The organism is Acinetobacter dispersus, from assembly GCF_009884975.1.
Lineage (GTDB): Bacteria > Pseudomonadota > Gammaproteobacteria > Pseudomonadales > Moraxellaceae > Acinetobacter > Acinetobacter dispersus.
The window spans coordinates 256,219-274,035 of the sequence record NZ_CP041970.1; the positions used below are offsets into that span (position 1 = coordinate 256,219).

12 protein-coding genes are annotated in these 17,817 nt (G+C 40.5%); 8 read left to right on the plus strand and 4 right to left on the minus strand.

Annotation, left to right across the window (positions count from 1 at the left end; translation table 11 throughout):
* The first annotated feature begins 19 nt into the window (after positions 1-19).
* Entirely contained in the window at positions 20-730 is a 711-nt protein-coding gene (locus FPL17_RS01010) for a BON domain-containing protein (protein ID WP_005145271.1), read from the plus strand.
* Between the two features lie 3 nt (positions 731-733).
* Entirely contained in the window at positions 734-1,606 is an 873-nt protein-coding gene (locus FPL17_RS01015; protein WP_159882599.1) for an alpha/beta hydrolase, read from the plus strand.
* A 221-nt stretch (positions 1,607-1,827) separates the two neighbouring features.
* Here FPL17_RS01015 and FPL17_RS01020 read toward each other — a convergent pair whose 3' ends face one another.
* The 4 genes from FPL17_RS01020 to dnaQ all read right to left on the minus strand — a co-directional run bounded on the left by FPL17_RS01020 (position 1,828) and on the right by dnaQ (position 6,877).
* Positions 1,828-2,925, minus strand: a complete 1,098-nt coding sequence (locus FPL17_RS01020) for a hypothetical protein (protein ID WP_159882601.1) — start codon at positions 2,923-2,925, stop codon at positions 1,828-1,830.
* Positions 2,926-2,995: 70 nt separating this feature from the next.
* The gene (gene nudC / locus FPL17_RS01025; RefSeq protein ID WP_159882603.1) at positions 2,996-3,745 is read right to left on the minus strand and encodes an NAD(+) diphosphatase; all 750 of its coding nucleotides are present in this window, start codon (positions 3,743-3,745) and stop codon (positions 2,996-2,998) included.
* Positions 3,745-5,391: a chemotaxis protein gene (locus tag FPL17_RS01030; protein ID WP_159882605.1), complete on the minus strand. Its 1,647-nt coding sequence runs from the start codon at positions 5,389-5,391 to the stop codon at positions 3,745-3,747. The genes nudC and FPL17_RS01030 overlap by 1 nt, the downstream gene beginning before the upstream one ends.
* A 127-nt stretch (positions 5,392-5,518) precedes the next feature.
* Entirely contained in the window at positions 5,519-6,877 is a 1,359-nt protein-coding gene (gene dnaQ / locus FPL17_RS01035) for a DNA polymerase III subunit epsilon (RefSeq protein ID WP_159882606.1), read from the minus strand.
* Between the two features lie 530 nt (positions 6,878-7,407).
* On the opposite strand from dnaQ, the gene FPL17_RS01040 reads away from it, so the two are divergent.
* The 6 genes from FPL17_RS01040 to FPL17_RS01065 all read left to right on the plus strand — a co-directional run bounded on the left by FPL17_RS01040 (position 7,408) and on the right by FPL17_RS01065 (position 17,816).
* The gene (locus FPL17_RS01040) at positions 7,408-10,662 is read left to right on the plus strand and encodes a LysM peptidoglycan-binding domain-containing protein (protein WP_159882608.1); all 3,255 of its coding nucleotides are present in this window, start codon (positions 7,408-7,410) and stop codon (positions 10,660-10,662) included.
* A gap of 6 nt (positions 10,663-10,668) precedes the next feature.
* Positions 10,669-12,510 (plus strand): extracellular solute-binding protein, encoded by a 1,842-nt coding sequence (locus tag FPL17_RS01045; RefSeq protein ID WP_159882610.1) that lies wholly within the window; start codon positions 10,669-10,671, stop codon positions 12,508-12,510.
* A 296-nt stretch (positions 12,511-12,806) separates the two neighbouring features.
* Positions 12,807-13,877 carry a microcin C ABC transporter permease YejB gene (locus FPL17_RS01050; protein ID WP_159882612.1) on the plus strand — a complete coding sequence of 357 codons (1,071 nt, stop codon included), beginning with the start codon at positions 12,807-12,809 and terminating at the stop codon, positions 13,875-13,877.
* Positions 13,877-14,887: an ABC transporter permease gene (locus FPL17_RS01055; protein WP_159882614.1), complete on the plus strand. Its 1,011-nt coding sequence runs from the start codon at positions 13,877-13,879 to the stop codon at positions 14,885-14,887. The genes FPL17_RS01050 and FPL17_RS01055 overlap by 1 nt, the downstream gene beginning before the upstream one ends.
* Positions 14,865-16,460, plus strand: coding sequence for an ABC transporter ATP-binding protein (locus tag FPL17_RS01060; protein WP_159886749.1), 1,596 nt, complete (start codon positions 14,865-14,867; stop codon positions 16,458-16,460). The genes FPL17_RS01055 and FPL17_RS01060 overlap by 23 nt, the downstream gene beginning before the upstream one ends.
* A gap of 111 nt (positions 16,461-16,571) precedes the next feature.
* The gene (locus FPL17_RS01065) at positions 16,572-17,816 is read left to right on the plus strand and encodes an NADH:flavin oxidoreductase/NADH oxidase family protein (RefSeq protein ID WP_004808562.1); all 1,245 of its coding nucleotides are present in this window, start codon (positions 16,572-16,574) and stop codon (positions 17,814-17,816) included.
* Position 17,817 lies beyond the last annotated feature (1 nt).

Here is a 17,817-nt window from a genome sequence, read left to right on the forward strand (position 1 = left end):
GGATAGGGAGTCTTGCCAAGTGTTAAAACGGTTATCGATTACGTTGCTTTGCGCTGCAAGTTTATCAGGGTGTGCAAGTTTTATTTCTGGCGGCACAGGAAGTTCACCTGTTGGTACGAATAGTGGTGAGCGTAGTCTAGGGCAGATTTTTATTGACTCTTCAATCAAGCGTACTGCAAATATCAATTTGTATAAATTAGACCACCGTTTTAAACAGTCACGCATTAACATTGAAAGCTTCCACAGCAATATTTTATTGACAGGGCAAGTACCTGATCCTTATTTAAAACAATTGGCTGAAGATAATTTACGTTCGATGTCTGATGTGAAAGCCGTACATAATTATATTACGGTGGGCGATAAAGTTGGTTATAACACCATTATGCAAGATGCAACGGTGACCGCAAATACTCGTGGTTTGCTCATGAAAGCACCTGTTGTTTCGGATAGCAAAGTTCTTGTACATACTGAAAATGGTGTGTTGTATGTGATGGGACGTTTAAATACGGCTGAATCAAGAGATTTAGATGACGTCTTACAAAAAGTTGGAAATGTGACTAAAATTGTGACACTGATTGACAATACGGATCAACCTTCAGGCACTGTCGCTAGTTCAACAGCAGCAACACCAATGGTGGGCACTGCGACTACACAGCCTTTAGTTGAGACACCTGTTGCAATTGATCCTGATCAGGCGGAACCTGCGACCATTACTCCAACTAATCCTTAATTTATGAAGCAACTTATTCAACAAGTACAAGAAAATGTAGTAAAGGCGAAAAACCTCTATCAGGAATTTCGCCTTTATGATTTTGCCAGTTATTCGATCAACTACCTTACACCAAAAGATACCTTTGAAAAAGAAGAGCATCTTGCCTACGGATTGAAAGCAAGACAGCGTTTGGATCTCTATCGAACTAAAAATCCTAAAAAGCAAAGACCGCTTATCGTATTTGTACATGGTGGCTCTTGGCAGCATGGTAACAAACGCGAGTATCTGTTTATTGGGGAAACGTTTGCGCGTGAAGGTTATGATGTTGCAGTGATTAACTACCATCTTGCACCAGAACATATCTTCCCGACTTTTATTGATGATATTGCTCAAGCCATTCATTATTTAAGTCAAAATCAAGATAAACTGAATATTTCTACCGATAATATCATTCTGATGGGGCATTCTGCGGGTGCGTTTAATGTGATGTCTGTGGTCTATTCTGCTTATTCACAAAACTTTAAGTACAAAGATAAGATTCGAGCAATTGTGGGTATGGCTGGGCCTTATCACTTTGACTACAAGGGTGATCCTTTAGCTGAACATGCTTTTGATCAGAAAGTATCGTATCAGCAAGTCATGCCGTATTATTTTATCGAGCCGAATCAAATTAAACATTATTTGCTGATGGCTGAACAAGATCAGTTGGTTGGCAAAGAAAATAGTTTTGATCTAGATAAAGCACTCAGAGAAAAAGGCAATCATAGTCATATCGCCGTGATTCCAAAGACGGGGCATATTACCATTGTCGCAACGCTAGCGAGTTTGATGAGTCATTATTTCAAGACTAAGCGTACCATTCTGCATTTTCTCGAAGAAGCTTTGGAAGATTAACTATCTATATACTCGATCATATCCCATAATGATTAAATAATGGGATATGTATTAAAATTTAGAATTTATATAAACTGATTAAATAATTTCAGGATAATAGTGCGGTTCTGTATCCCAAATATAAAATAATGATGACATTTTCTATTCCTTTTTAAGCTTATTGAGCTAAAAAAATAAGGAGAAAGAAACATTCCTTCCCCTTATTTCTTTTAAAAATTACTTTAAATTTCTAAGATATTTTTTATTTCCTGCTCTAATCTCTCATGGAATTGTTCTACCGTCATATTTTTAAAGAATTTATTTCTATTAACATAAGGTAAGGCTTCTGCCACCAATTGATCATATAAAGGATCATTGACATATTTTGCCAGTACTAAACGAGATATTGCACCCAAGCCCGTAATATACTCTTTTTCATCACCATGATTCAGCCATTGATTTAAGGTTTTTATATCTTTGTGTTTTTCTTCATCGTAAATAAGAAAATCATAAATTTGTTGAAAAACGTACTGTAGTTGTTTGGGATCGCTCAAATGACTGGGCTCACCTGTGATACCATGTACATCTGGTAAATATTGTAGAGTATAGCCATTTATAGAATGCTTTCTATATATTGGAATAGCTTTTTCTAATGAAACTTGGATATAGCTTGTTAATCCAATTTCATCATAAGCTAAAACATTAGTTTTGTTTAAAGGCACAATTAATATATCCTCATACATTTCACCAAGAAAGGTCCTATAGTAGCTAGTTAACTGATTAAACTGATTTTCTTTTCTCTGCCACATATAATTTAGATATTCTTGGTTTAACTTTAACCACTGTTTCGCAAAAATACTAAGCTTCTCTTTTGTAGGTGGAACAGCCTGAAATTTCTCTAACTGTTCTTTAGTTACTGGCTTTACTGCTTGTAGCATTCTTTCTATGCTTTCTTGTTCAGGAAATATTTTTTCCTGACTAAAAAAGTGGTAGGACCTTGCATCAAAGGCAACTAACCCATGCTGGCGTAATGTCTCAACCAGAACTTTATAGAGATATTTACTTTTAAGTAGTAGACCCTGCTCAATCTTAAAGACATTGTCTACCGCATCAAAGTAGCGGTTTACATGGGTAAAAGACCCTATAATTTCCTCATCAAAGTTGGCTGCAAGCTCAGGGTTGGTCACAATGCTTTCCACATTAAGCAGCCAGTTTTTCAATTTATCTGTAAAACCAGTTGATTGTGAATTCGTGGCGTAATATTCAGCTTGTTCCAATGTCTCAATAGTGGCATCTGGATGGTGCTTTCCTGCATCCCAAATATAAAATAATGATGACATAATTCCCCCCCATTATAATGAATTGGATATGATTCAGATAATCTTAATTTATATAATAATTTACTGTATTTTAAATACTTTTATTTTCTATGACCTGCATAATCATACTATGCGCAATGCTGCCCTTAAATGGAATTTCAGGCAGTTGATCAAATTTAAAAAACGCCGCCTCACTGATTTCCTCGAGCTGTAACTGGATATCACCTGAGTCATATTCAGCATGAAATGCAATCATTAAATTACTTGGAAACGGCCAAGGTTGGCTCGACATATAACGGATATTCTTGAGTTTGAGTCCGACTTCTTCAAACGCTTCTCGTTGCACGGCCTCTTCCAATGTTTCACCCACCTCGACAAAACCAGCAATCAAGCCATGCATATTACTTTTGTTATGCGCTGATTTGGCAAGCAAAATCTCATCACTACCTTTGGTGATAATGGTAATGATGCAAGGCTGCACACGTGGGTATTGATGGTAAGCACAACTCGGGCAAACCATTGCATATTCTTTAGGGTGAATTTCAGTCGCGTGACCACAGTGGCTACAGAATTTATGGTTACGTCGCCATTCAAGCAACTGTACTGCACGGCTAGCTTGTAAAAAATCGCTGCTTGACCACGATTGAATCAATTCCCGAATTGGGACTAATTGATAGCCTTCAGGAATAGATTCATGCTCAAGTAGATCACGTGCAATGACGTGATCATTATGATGGATGGGGAGGTCACTTGCTAATTTCTCAACTTGAGGAAGTTGAAGGTTTTGGTCGACTAACAGTTTTTGGTGTTGAAAAATATAAGCAAGTGATAGTTGAGTCATTATGCGGCTATGGTTTGTAATTGCTGACTGTTTGATAATGCCACATCAAACATAGATTGCAATACAGGTTGCTTGTTCTTTAAGTTCTCAACAAGTAAATCCAAACCTGCAACAACGTTTAAGATGCAATTAATTTGTTCTGCATCGAGAGGCTGATTTTGTGCCAAGCGAGATTCCGCAAAGTGCGCTGCACCTAATAAAGCGGTTTGTTGCGCAGAACTACCCAAGAACAGGGCAGCACCAGAAAGCTCTTTTAGATACACTGGCAATGCTTCTAAGCTATGGGCTGTAGGATCTTGCACATAGAGACTTAAGGTTTGCGTTAAAGTATCAATCAGGGTTTTGGTTTCAGTCAGTAACGCTTTATGTGCTTCATCTAAACGATCAAGCGAGATCTGCATATTATTGACACGTAGCTGTAAGCGGCTAGACGTGTAATTGCGTTCCAAAATCCCAATCGAATTCATTGAAGCCAAAATGCTATTCATTAACTGTTGTACTGAAGTTGCATCAGTTAATGTATTTGGCTGGCTTAGTTTTTCCGCTTGTTGCGTTAATTCTCTTGCAGCTTCATTGAGATTCAGTACTTTGAAAACATTCGAAAGCTGATGTAGTTTTTGTTGCAGTTCTTGGGTTTTTTCAGCTGACATATTTTGATGGTTATACTCAATCTCATTACGGATTTGAGCCATCTCATCTGTCATTAACTGGCTAATCGTGTGCACAGTTTCGTAGTCAGGGCCATATAAATGACGGCTTAATACTTGGAGTTGCGTATCGCTGAGTAATTCATCACCAATATTGAGTTGATCACGAATATGCTGTGACACATCATCTTCTTGGCTAATACAGATACATAGGATGTCTGCAAGATCAGCAATGGTATTTTTAAAGCTAGCCGATTGAGTGAGGAATTTACCGATATTGGTTTCAATTTGGATTAGCGTACGTAAGCGTGCTTCGGTAATTGAAAGCTCTTCAATATGGCTTAAACCTACATTGACCAACTGCCAGTATTGTTGACTTGGTTGACCAGTCGCTAAACCTGCAAGATAAACGCCGACCAATTTGATCCCTTGTAGATCAAGCGGGGTTTCAGATTGCTTAATGAGCTTGTTTAAACACAATTTATAAAGTTGATGAATATATTGTGATTGTTCCAAGCTTGGTGCTTGAGGCAAATTAAAACTCGGGGTAATGAACTCAAGCAATGGCTGTACCGTTTGACCTTCTTTGGTCAGTGGTTTGCCTAAGGCTTTTTCTAAACGGTTCAGTGTATCGAGTAGGAATTGAGGAACTTTTACTTCACGTAAACAAATGAATTCGATATAACGCTTCAGCATCGTAGTGCCTTCACTGAGCGCAATAACATCATTGGTTTGGATTTGCTGTGGTTGCGCCATAATTTTGCGCATCAGCTCGGCAGAGTATTGAGTAATTTGTGATAAATGCGGCATATCAATTAACGCGAGAACTTGCGTACATTGTTCAAACTGGTTCAGCGCATCATCAATCCCGAAAGGTAATGCTTGTTCTTCGGCAAGGGTATTGACTGCTGTTTCTACCAATTTAATCGAGTTGTCGATTTCATTTTTTATTATTAATAATGCCGTTGGGTCGAAATGAATCGAGGTTTGGTAAGACATATGACCTACACCTTTCCTAAGTTGTTATATCCATGGACCTCCTTTTTTAGGAGGCCTAAATCTTTAAAGGTTAATATAACTTAACTTTAGAGCCTTGAAATACAAAAAATTACATTGACTGGAAAATTTATTTTGCGAAAAGGCAAGGCTCTCCATGTTTTTGCTCAAATTGTTTGACCCAGGTCTCATGTTCATTTAATTCATGTTCAGACGGTTGAATCACAGGTAAGTCAACTTGGACACGTAGGCGGGTGGATTTATTTTGATTTTGTTCTGTTTGAGAAAGGGCATCCATATCAAATGAGACTTGCCCACCCGTCATGGCAAGGTAAACATCAGCTAAGATTTCAGCATCGAGTAAGGCACCGTGGAAAGTACGATCTCGCGCTGGAATTTCATAACGGCGTACCAAAGCATCCAATGAGTTCTTTTGACCAGGGTGCTTATTCTTGGCCAGTGCCAAGGTATCGGTAACCTCACAAACCTCAGACAATAACGGTAAGCCAGCACGTTTGAACTCCATATCTAAGAAGTTCATATCGAAGGTCGCGTTATGCGCGATAATTTCAGCGCCTTTTAAATAGGCAAAAAGCGTATCTGAAATTTCAGCATATTTGGGTTTGTCTTTTAAGAAGTCATCGCTGATACCATGCACATTTTCAGAGTCACCGACAGGTTTTTCTGGATTGATATAGATATGAATTGAACTACCCGTGAGTTTACGGTTGATCATTTCAATTGCACCGACTTCAATAATACGGTCGCCATCTTGATAATAAAAACCTGTGGTTTCCGTATCAAGGATGAGCTGGCGAGGGCCTTGTAGATGTACTTTGGCTTCTGTAATGACAATATTTGGATGCTGATTTAAGGGAGCTGCTTCGACGGCCACTTCATCTGATACTGCGTTATCTTCCATATTATCCAAGACTTCTTCAAGTTCTGATTCTTCGATCATTTCATCGCTATCCATATCAATATCTAATCCGAAAGGGTCATTTAAGAGCCAATCGGATTCAGGCTTTTTTGTATCAGCGTTAGCCTGTGTTGGTGATTTAAGTTGTTGAGCGATTTGTTCTGCACCTAAATTTGCCAATTGGTCTGCCATTTCATTACCCGCATGTCCAGCATGGCCTTTAATCCAGTTCCATTCGATCTCTCGGTTAGCACAGACCGCATCCAGTTTCTGCCATAAATCAGGATTTTTAACATCTTTCCAATTTTTCTTTTTCCAACCATGAATCCATTCAGTAATGCCTTGTTTGACATAATTGGAGTCTGTCCAAATAATTAAACGGGCATCGGTAGGGCAAAAAGAAACGCCTTCGATCGCAGCTTGAAGCTCCATACGGTTATTGGTTGTTTCAGGTTCACCACCAAACAGCTTGTGTTCACCTTGTTCGGTAATGACATACGCGCCCCAACCCCCAAGACCTGGGTTACCCTTGCATGCGCCATCAACGTAAAGTGTGATTGTTTGTGACATATTTGAACCTGAACAATAAGCAGAATAAGAAGTTGAATATTTTAATTGCACAAAAGGCTGGTCAATATTCAAGTGTTACTTAAGCATATAACAAAAGAATAGGACTTTTACTTGAACTAAAATAAGCAGGGAATTTTAGCATCCCCATAACAATAACAGCTATTGTAAAGCTAAATTTGGCGTCTGAACGTTACAAAACTCATCTTTTTTAATTTCTTGTAACATTTCCATGCAAATCACGTTAAATTATTGCCTTGTCTAAGTGACATGCTTTACTACAATGGCTAGGTCTGTTGACGTTTCACAGATGACAGAAGAGTTGTGCCTTGTGCTGTGATCAAAGCAGTGCTTTGCGCTTGTTCAGGTCATGGCTAGAACTTCTAAACTGCTTTGTGAAACTTGACAAAGGGTAGCGATTGTCTTTGTCCTATGCCTTGTTTGAATGGTTTAGCCTATAACGTAATGCATGGTTGAAACATCAATAGACCCTAATTAAGAAATAAACTAGCGTGAGTTGACTGGAAGTTTTTATGTATAAATCGAGCACATTGGTGTCGCAAACATCTGCAACATCATTATTCAAAATTACTGTACTCACTTCTGCTCTCGTTGCGTTGGGAATCACCACAGGTTGTTCTTCAACACCTCAATCAAGTAAAACTTCATCTTCAAAGCAAGTTGGTTCAGGTTATTTAGATGCAAGCAGTTTAGATTCACTTGAAGACTTACTTTCTGCTACGGACATGCGTGCTGTAGAGGGTGACCGTTTATTGGTTCTGAAACATGGTGATGTGTGGAAGCGAATGACGGTTGGATTCAAGATGGACTTGAACCATTGGGATTCACGAATTGAAGCACAACGTAGCTGGTTTATTTCGCGTCAACCTTATTTAGATCGTTTAAGTGCGCGCGCCAGCCGCTATTTATATCACACAGTAAAAGAAGCTGAACGTCGTGGTATGCCGACAGAATTGGCCTTACTGCCGATTATCGAAAGCTCTTATGACCCAGCAGCAACCAGTAGTGCAGCAGCAGCAGGTTTATGGCAGTTCATTCCAAGTACAGGGCGTATTTATGGTTTGCAACAGACCAGCCTGTATGATGGTCGTCGTGATGTGGTTGAATCGACACGTGCTGCGTATGAATTCTTTGGTAGCTTATATAATCAGTTTGGTTCGTGGGAACTTGCGCTCGCAGCATATAATGCGGGACCAGGTCGTATTCAACAGGCGATTAACCGTAACCGTGCAGCAGGTTTGCCAACAGATTATTGGTCATTGAAACTTCCACAAGAAACCATGAACTATGTTCCACGGTTCTTGGCTGTTGCTCAAATTATTAAAAACCCAAGTGCATATGGTGTGAGTTTACCGCCAATTGCAAACCGTCCTCACTTCCGTGAAGTGAGTCTGGCTGGTCCAATGGAACTCAATCAGATTGCATCGATTACGGGTTTAAGCCGAGCTGAACTCTATGCACTGAATCCAGCGTATCGTGGCGAAATGGTTGACCCAATGAGCCCAATGCGGATTTTAATTCCAGCAGATTTAAGTCCGTCGATTGATGCGAAATTACGTTCTGGTAAGGCCAGCTCTGGCGGATTCTGGGCAAGCAATAAAACCCCACCTGCGATGAATAATAGTCCGTTGAATAGCTCAACGACGATTCGCACAACGACCAATAGTGGGCAAAGTATTACGACATCGACAGCAACGCCACCCAATTTAACGGCAAGTAATACAACACGTCCAACAACTTCTTCAATCAGTACCCGTAAAGTCAATACGCCTAGAGGTTCGGATGCATTGGCTTCATTCGCCGCAGGAGCTGACGTACCAAGTGCACCACGTATCCCTGTTGCAATTACGCCTGCTGCGAATGTTAAACCAGTGAAAATTGAGCCACCGATTTCAACTAAAGAGCGTGAGCAAATTACAGCTGCAATTAAAGAAGAAGGTAAAAAAGAAACGGTTGCACAAGTGTTAGAGCCACAAGCGACTCAAGCTGAGAAAGATCAGGTTGTCGCAGAAATTAAGGCGATCGCACCAAAAGGCACAGAAATTGTTGATCCATTCGATGGCAAAATTAAATTGACTGCGATTCAAACCAGTCAATCGGTTGCTGATGAAAAAGGTCAAGAGGTGAGTCGAGGCTTCTCTTATCCAAAAAACTTGGTTGAAGATACTGCGACTGCAAACAGTGAAGACGCCAAACGCAACCAAGGCAAGCCATACATTAAAACCGATACAGATGTTGTCGTTGTTGCACCAAAAGGCAAACGCAGCACCTATGTGGTACAGCCTGGTGATACCTTAGCGGTGATTGCACAAAAAAATGGTGTGAATTGGCGTGATGTTGCCAAGTGGAACCAGATTGATCCAAACGGTACCTTATTCGTTGGTGCAAGCTTATATTTATATGATGCCAAACCAGAAGCACCTAAAGCTGCTGAAAAGCCAGAGAGCTATGTAGTGCAGTCCGGTGATAGCTTAACTAACTTGGCTTCACGCTTTGATTTAACTCTGAAACAGTTGGCGGATTATAATAACTTGTCTGTGACTGATGGTTTGTTCGTTGGGCAAAAATTAACATTGATTGAGCCAAAGAATAATACCCGTACAACGCAACAGGCAGCGCGTGCGACTGACAGTAAGGCAACAACGACTCAAAAAGTTGCAACCAAATCGTATACGGTGAAGCGTGGCGAATATTTAAAGCTGATTGCGGATCGTTATGCATTGTCGAATCAGGAATTAGCTGATTTGACTTCTGGTTTAACTGCGAGCAGTAGCTTGTTCGTTGGACAAAAAATCAATGTGCCGTTACACGAAGTTTCTCAGACTCAGGAAACACCTGAGCCAACGAAGACGAACGTAAAATACGAAAATGTAAGTGCATCGACTAACTATAAAACTGAAAGTTATACCGTACAGCGTGGCGACACCTTATCAAGTATTGCAACCAAGTCGAAAATTAGCTTAAGCGAGTTGGCTGAGCTAAATAATTTAAAGTCAAATAGCGGCGTGCGTTTGGGTCAAAACATCAAGATTCCTGCGGGTTCAACTGTACCTGATCAGTATGTGGTGCAGTCGGGTGATAGTTTGAATGCGATTGCAGCCAAGTACAATCTGCAACTGAGCTATGTTGCTGATCTAAATGGCTTGGAAAGAACGTCGGGTGTACGTGTTGGTCAACGTCTGAAATTGACGGGTGATGTACCTACAAAAACCACTGTAAGCAATACGAGCAAATCGAGAGAAGAAGCTACGCCTGATGTTTATACGGTTAAATCTGGTGATACTTTAGGCAATATCGCGAGTCGTCATAATTTACAGCTTGATTATGTTGCTGGTTTAAATGGTTTAACGCGCGGCAGTAATGTTCGTATTGGGCAAAAGCTCAAATTGACAGGTGATTTGCCGAAAGCTGAAACCGCAAAAGTAGACAACAGCAAAACAACACCAAAAGCATCAGCACCAAGCCGTAATACTGAAAGATATAGTGTTAAAGCAGGTGAGTCTTTGAATAGTATTGCTAATCGTTTTGGGATGTCTGGTCGTGAACTGGCTGAGCTAAATGATCTGAAAGCCAATGCAAGCCTGCAACGTGGTCAAAGTATTTCAGTCCCTAAAACCGTGAGTGAATACAAAGTAAAACGTGGTGATACGCTGATTGGTTTGGCAAGCCGCTATGGTTTAGATACTGGTGCGCTGGCAGAAATGAATGATTTAACGCCAAGTACCCAGTTACGTATTGGTGACGTGATTAAAGTGCCTAACCTGTAATTGTAAATGATTCATTTACGCTTAATCAAAAGGCTTAGTCTATATGCTGGACTAAGCCTTTTTGCTCAGTCTTCATTTGCGGCGATGCAAAGCACGCCGTATTTGGCGATGCATGTGCAACCAAAATATACTCAGCTTAAGGTGATGCCTTATGCCAATGCGAATGCACCGAAGGGTGGTACGCTGAGTCAATCAAGTTTGGGGACATTTGATAATTTAAACAGCATGAATGGCAAGGGCAGTTCAACCGAAGGCGTCAATTATTTATTTGATAGTTTGATGGATCGTTCGCTGGACGAGCCACGTGTGATGTATCCGCTGCTTGCGGAAAAGGTCAGTTATGATCCTGATCAGTTGCAATCAGTAACCTTTCACTTGAATCCCAAAGCCAGATTTAATAATGGTCAGCCTGTAACTGCAGAAGATGTGAAATTTACCTTCGATACTTATCAGACCAAAGCCAATCTAGGCTTTCAAATGTATTTGTCAGATTTGGCTAAAACTGAAGTGTTATCTAAACATCAAATCAAATTTATTTTTAAGTCTAAGAACAATGTAGAAATGCCACTGATTTTGGCGAGCCTACCGATCTACTCAAAATTGGATTGGAAAAATAAGGACTTTGGTCGTGTCACCCTTCAACCGATTGTCGGTTCAGGTCCTTATGTGGTGGAACGTATAGATGCAGGGCGTAGTATTACCTATAAGCGTAGTCCAAACTATTGGGCTAAAGATTTGCCAGTAAACAAAGGCCGCTATAATTTTGATCGACTGAAATATGTGTATTATCGAAATTTAGATGTGAGTTTTGAAGGGTTTAAATCTCGACAATTCAATTTATACGAAGAAAAAAATATCCGTAATTGGGTCACAGCCTATAACTTTCCAGCAGCGAAATCAGGTTTAGTTAAAAAGTATAAAGCTCAGTTAGGGACTCCTCTAGATATCCAAAGCTTGGTGTTTAATATCCGCCGTGCGCCACTCAATGATATTTATCTGCGTCAGGCATTAACCTACGCTTATGATTTTGAGTGGCAAAATAAGGCACTGTTCTTTAATCAAAATCGGCGTTTACGAAGTTACTTTGATAATACTGATTTAGCTGCAACTGGTCGCCCGAGTGCTGCTGAATTAAATGTATTAAAGCCATATTTGGGCCAATTTAATCCAGTGATGCGACAAGGTATTTTGGCTGATTGGCGCTATCCTGTTTCCGATGGCAGCGGTTTCAATCGGCAGAATTTATTGACCGCACAACAGATATTAAAAGATGCTGGTTATCTGATTCGCAATGGTCAGTTATATGATCGAACGGGTAAAGCCATTCGAATTGAATTGTTGATGCAACAGGAAAATCCACAGCGTGAATTAATGCCTTTTGTGCGGAATCTGAAGCGTTTAGGTATTCAGGTTCAACTACGGCAGGTGGATGTACCGCAATATATGGAACGGATTCGTCATCAAGATTTTGATATGATGGTGTTGAAATTGCCCCAGACTTTAACGCCTGGAAAAGAACAAGCTCAATTCTGGGGAAGTGCTGCAGCAGATGAGGCAGGCAATTATAATTATTCAGGGATCAAGAGCCCTGCGATTGATCAGATGATCGCGAAAGTTGTAGCGGCAAAAACACGCGAAGAAGTGGTGTTGTACACGCGAGTGCTCGATCGTTTATTACGTGCAGGATATTACCAAATTTTGACTTATGGAAAACCTGAACGTTGGTTTGCCTACTGGGATATCTATCAGCAGCCTTCGGTTAAGCCGAAACTTTCTGTAGGATGGGAGTATTGGTGGGTGGATACAGATAAAGCTAAGAAACAGGAGCAGTCTATACAAAAGCATTAATTTGAATGGTTTTGACTAGCGTTTGATGAAGTCGTTAGATTAATATAAAGGAGTCTTACCGAGTTCTCATCTTAATTTCAGGATAAGCTTTCAGCTGGAGTTACTTTGGTTTCGCCCAAAGTAACCAAAGGCATTGTCATCCACAAAACCTGTTTACTTATTGGACCTCTTTTATTATTTCGCAAAAACATTATCTTGTTTAAAACACGCAGGTTGTGGATGATGTTTCCGCGTATTTTATCTCATGTTAGATTTCATAAAAACTTAGTAAATAAATTAATAAGGGTTCGATTTCAATGGTTCACTATATTCTAAAAAGAATGTTATTGATGATCCCGACATTATTTTTCATTTTATTGATTAATTTTTGTATTGTGCAAATTGCTCCAGGCGGACCTGTCGAACAAGTGATTCAGCAAATCCAAAATGCGCAAGGCTTAGGGGTAGGCAACAGTGCGCCCTCAGGTTTGACCACCTTGGCGCAATATGAAGGTGCGCGTGGCTTAAGTCCAGAAATGATTGAAACAATCAAAGCCCAGTATGGTTTTGATCGTCCTGCCACAGAACGCTTTTGGCTGATGTTGAAAGGTTATTTAAGCCTAGATTTTGGTAGCAGTTTTTTTAAAGACAAACCTGTGATCCAACTGTTATACGAAAAGCTGCCTGTTACGCTGTCTTTGGGCTTGTGGAGCACTTTCCTGATCTATCTGATTGCAATTCCACTGGGCATTAAAAAGGCCAAAAATAATGGCTTGCTATTTGATCAATCGACCTCTCTGTTATTAGCTGTGAGTTATGCTATCCCATCTTTTGTATTTGCTATTGTTTTGATTGTTTTCTTTGCTGGCGGTAGTTATTTGCAATGGTTTCCCTTGCAAGGTTTAGTTTCGGAGAACTTTGCCCAATTGAGCCTCTGGGCAAAAGTACAAGATTATTTATGGCATATGAGTTTGCCCATCTTGAGTATGGTGCTCGGGAGTTTTGCCGCACTGACTTATTTAACAAAGTATTCATTTGTTGAAGAGCTGCAAAAGCCCTATGTACTGACTGCAAGATCAAAAGGACTGAATGACAATCAGATTCTTTATGGACATGTCTTTCGCAATGCAATTTTAGTGGTTGTGGCCGCTTTACCTGAAGCTTTGGTCGGTATTTTCTTTGTCGGTAATTTATTTATCGAAATCATTTTTAATTTAGATGGAATTGGTCTATTAGGTTTTGAAGCGATTACTCAGCGTGATTATCCTGTCATTTTTGGGACTTTATTTTTATTTACCTTATTCGGAATGATATTACGTTTAATCGGTGATGTACTCTATCAAGTGATTGACCCACGCATTGATTTTGAATCAAGAGGTGGAAGATAATGTCCCCTTTGATGCGTGCACGTTTTCTTCGCTTTAAACAGAATAGATTAGGTTTTTGTTGTTTTATTCTATTTTTAATTATTTTCGTTGTGTCCTTATTTGCTGAGTTGATTGCCAATGATAAACCACTGTTGGTTCGCTATCAGCAGTCCTTTTATTTTCCAATCTTGAATGATTATCCAGAAACCACCTTTGGTGGTAGTTTTGAAACAGCGACAGATTATCAAGATCCTGCGGTACAGCAGCTGATTCAAAAACAGGGCTGGATGATTTCACCCCCCATCGCTTTTTCTTATCAAACGCCAAATTTATCATTGGCAGTACCCGTACCTTCAGCGCCGAGTTCACAAAATTGGTTAGGAACGGATGACCAAGGCCGTGATGTATTTGCCCGAATTTTGTATGGTCTGCGTGTTTCTCTTTTATTTGGGTTTGCTTTAACGCTGTGTTCTGCGGTGATAGGCATCATGGTTGGCGCAATACAGGGCTACTATGGGGGCTGGATTGATTTAATTGGGCAGCGAATTTTGGAGGTCTGGGGTGGCTTGCCGATGTTATTCATTGTCATGATCTTGGTGAGTATGTTTAGCCCCAGCATTTATTGGCTATTTTTGATCATGTTGCTATTTGGTTGGACTCAGTTGGTTGGGCTCGTACGTGCAGAGTTCTTGCGGGCGCGCAATTTGGATTATGTCCGTGCAGCGCAAGCGTTGGGCGTAACGGATCATAAAATTATCTTTAAGCACATTTTACCGAATGCAATGAGTTCAAGTTTGTCACAGATTCCGTTTATGTTGACCGCCAATATTATTGCCTTAACTGCATTGGATTTCTTAGGTTATGGTCTACCGCCTGATGCTGCATCATTGGGTGAATTATTATTACAGGGTAAAAATAATCTAGATGCGCCGTGGTTGGTGCTGTCTGGTTTTTTTACATTGGCGATTGTACTCTCGTTATTGATTTATATCGGGGAGGCTGCACGTGATGCATTTGACCCAAGACGATAAACAACTTGATCAATCCCCGTTATTAAAGGTTCAACAACTGAGTATTCGCAGTGAAACAGGACAAAGCTTGCTTGAAAATTTAAGCTTTGATTTATATCCAGAGCAGACAGTTGCAATTGTTGGAGAGAGTGGTTCAGGTAAAACCATTAGTGCGTTGGCTGTGCTGGGTGTGTTGCCTGAACATTTTACAGTACAAGGCAAAGTGGAACTCGATGGAGAAAACTTGCTGGCTTTGAGCCAGAGTCAGTTACAGCAGATACGTGGCAAACGCATAGCTATGATTTTTCAGGAGCCGATGACCGCTTTAAATCCTTTGCACAAAGTAGAGCAGATGCTGGGCGAGAGTCTAATGCGACTCGGTATTGCCAAGACTGAGATTCGAAAACGGTGTGTGGAGCTATTGCAGGATGTTCACATAGATGATCCAGCGCGTATTCTGCAATGCTATCCATATGAGTTGTCTGGTGGGCAGAGGCAACGAGTCATGTTGGCAATGGCTTTGGCTTTAGAACCAGAAATTCTGATTGCTGATGAACCAACCACGGCTTTAGATGTGGTGTTACAAGCGCAAATTTTAACGTTGTTAAAAGGGGTGCAGCGGCAGCGAAAGATGGCGATTATTTTGATTAGCCATGACCTGAACTTAGTCAAGCATTATGCAGATCATGTCGTGGTACTGAATCAAGGACGAGTTGAAGAACAGGGGACTACAGCAGAAATATTTACTCATCCCCAAACCTCATATACACAAAATCTACTCAATCATGATTTTGGACAAGCTTTGCTGCTACAGCCTGCACAGACCTTACTTAAGCTAAATGATGTTTGGGTAAAATATCCGCTTAAGCATGGTTTATTCAATCAAGTTAAAAGCTATAAGATTGCAGCAAAATCCATCCAGTTTAGCCTGTCTCAGGGAGAGGCTTTAGGTATCGTTGGTAAAAGTGGTTCAGGTAAATCATCATTGGCCTTAGCGATCGCTAGACTGATCAGCAGTGACGGTCAAATTCATTTTCAGGCACAAGATTTAAACCTGTTGACTCAAAAACAGCTTCGACCACTTCGACGTGATTTTCAGATTGTGTTTCAGGATCCTTTTGCTAGCCTGAATCCTCGTATGTCAGTTGAACAGATCATTGCAGAAGGGCTTCATCTTCAGCCCATTTCAAAGCAGCAGTGCCAAGCTAAAGTTGACGCTGTTTTGGCAAAAGTCGAATTATCTTTAACGGACAAAGAGAAGTATCCGCATCAGCTTTCTGGTGGGCAGCGGCAACGTGTGGCACTTGCAAGAGCATTGGTACTAAAACCAAAGCTACTGATTTTGGATGAACCGACCTCGGCCTTAGATCGGACTACACAGTTGGCCATCATTCAATTGTTACGTCGTTTGCAGCACCAAGAACACATCAGCTATATCTTTATCAGTCATGACTTACAAGTCATTAAAGCACTGTGCCAAAAAGTCTTAGTGATGCATCAAGGTAAAGCCTTGGAATATAAAGCCACAGCACTTTTATTTAGCCAACCTCAGACTGAATATACCCGTCAGCTTATTTCTGCTAGCGAATATTAGCATTGTAATTAAATTGACATATGCTATTGTCAATTCATCGGAAGAATGCTTGACAGTAACAATAATCAGATTAAATTAGAGTAAATACTCTAATTGTAGCAGAGGATGACCATGAGTCAGATTGCAGACAGTATCCAGATTCGCAACACCACATTTAAAAACCGTATTATCAAAGGGGCAATGAGCGAAGCGCTCGCGAATGATGCAGGACAACCCAATGATCTATTGATTGGTTTATATGAAGCGTGGGCAAAAGGTGGTTTGGGCTGTGCCATTACAGGAAATGTAATGGTGAATGTAGGTGCTAAAAATGAACCGGGTGTGGTTGCAATTGAAACCGAGCGTGATCTGGAAAAATTAAAGCAATGGGCTGCTGTGGGTAAGAAACATGGCATGGTGCAATTGATTCAGTTGTCACATCCTGGTCGCCAATGTCCAAAAGGTCTAAATAAGGAAACGGTTGCACCTTCAGCTGTGCCTTTTAGCCCAATGCTTGCAGCAATGTTCGGTACCCCACGCGAGCTTAAACATGAAGAAATTTTAGATATTATCCAACGTTTTGCGACAGCAGCAGCAGTATGTGAGAAGGCAGGCTTTGAAGGTGTACAGCTGCATGGCGCACACGGTTATTTGATTAGCCAGTTTCTATCACCTTTGACCAATAAGCGTACGGATCAATGGGGTGGTTCGATTGAGAATCGTATGCGTTTCTTGATTGATGCTTATCAGGCGGTACGCGATGCAACTTCTGAAAACTTTATCATTTCGGTCAAACTGAACTCAGCAGATTTCCAACGTGGTGGGATCACAGAAGAAGATGTCATTACCGTGTTCAAAGCGATTGATGCTGCGGGAATCGATATTATTGAAATTTCTGGGGGAACCTATGAAGCCCCTGCAATGGCAGGTGCTAAGGCAGAAAAACGTAAAGCCAGTACCATTGCACGTGAAGCTTATTTCTTGGAATTTGCAGAAAAAATTCGCCAACATGTTGCCTGTAAATTGATGGTAACAGGTGGTTTCCGTACTGTTGAAGGAATGAATGCTGCATTGCAAAGTGGTGCATGTGATTTTATTGGTATTGCACGGCCATTGGCGGTTGAAGTTGATTTAACAGATCGTTTAATTGCAGGGCATGATGTCCGTTATGCAGTGAATCAAATTAAAACAGGAATTCCATTTGTCGATAAAATGGCAATTATGGAAATCATTTGGTATGCAGCGCAGTTTAAAGCCATTGGACAAGGTAAAAAGCCGAATCCAAAATTATCACCATTGTTGGTATTCTTAAATTATGCGAAGGGGAATATCAAGGCAGTTGTAAAAGGTCGGGTAAATTCACGTAAATCTGCATAAT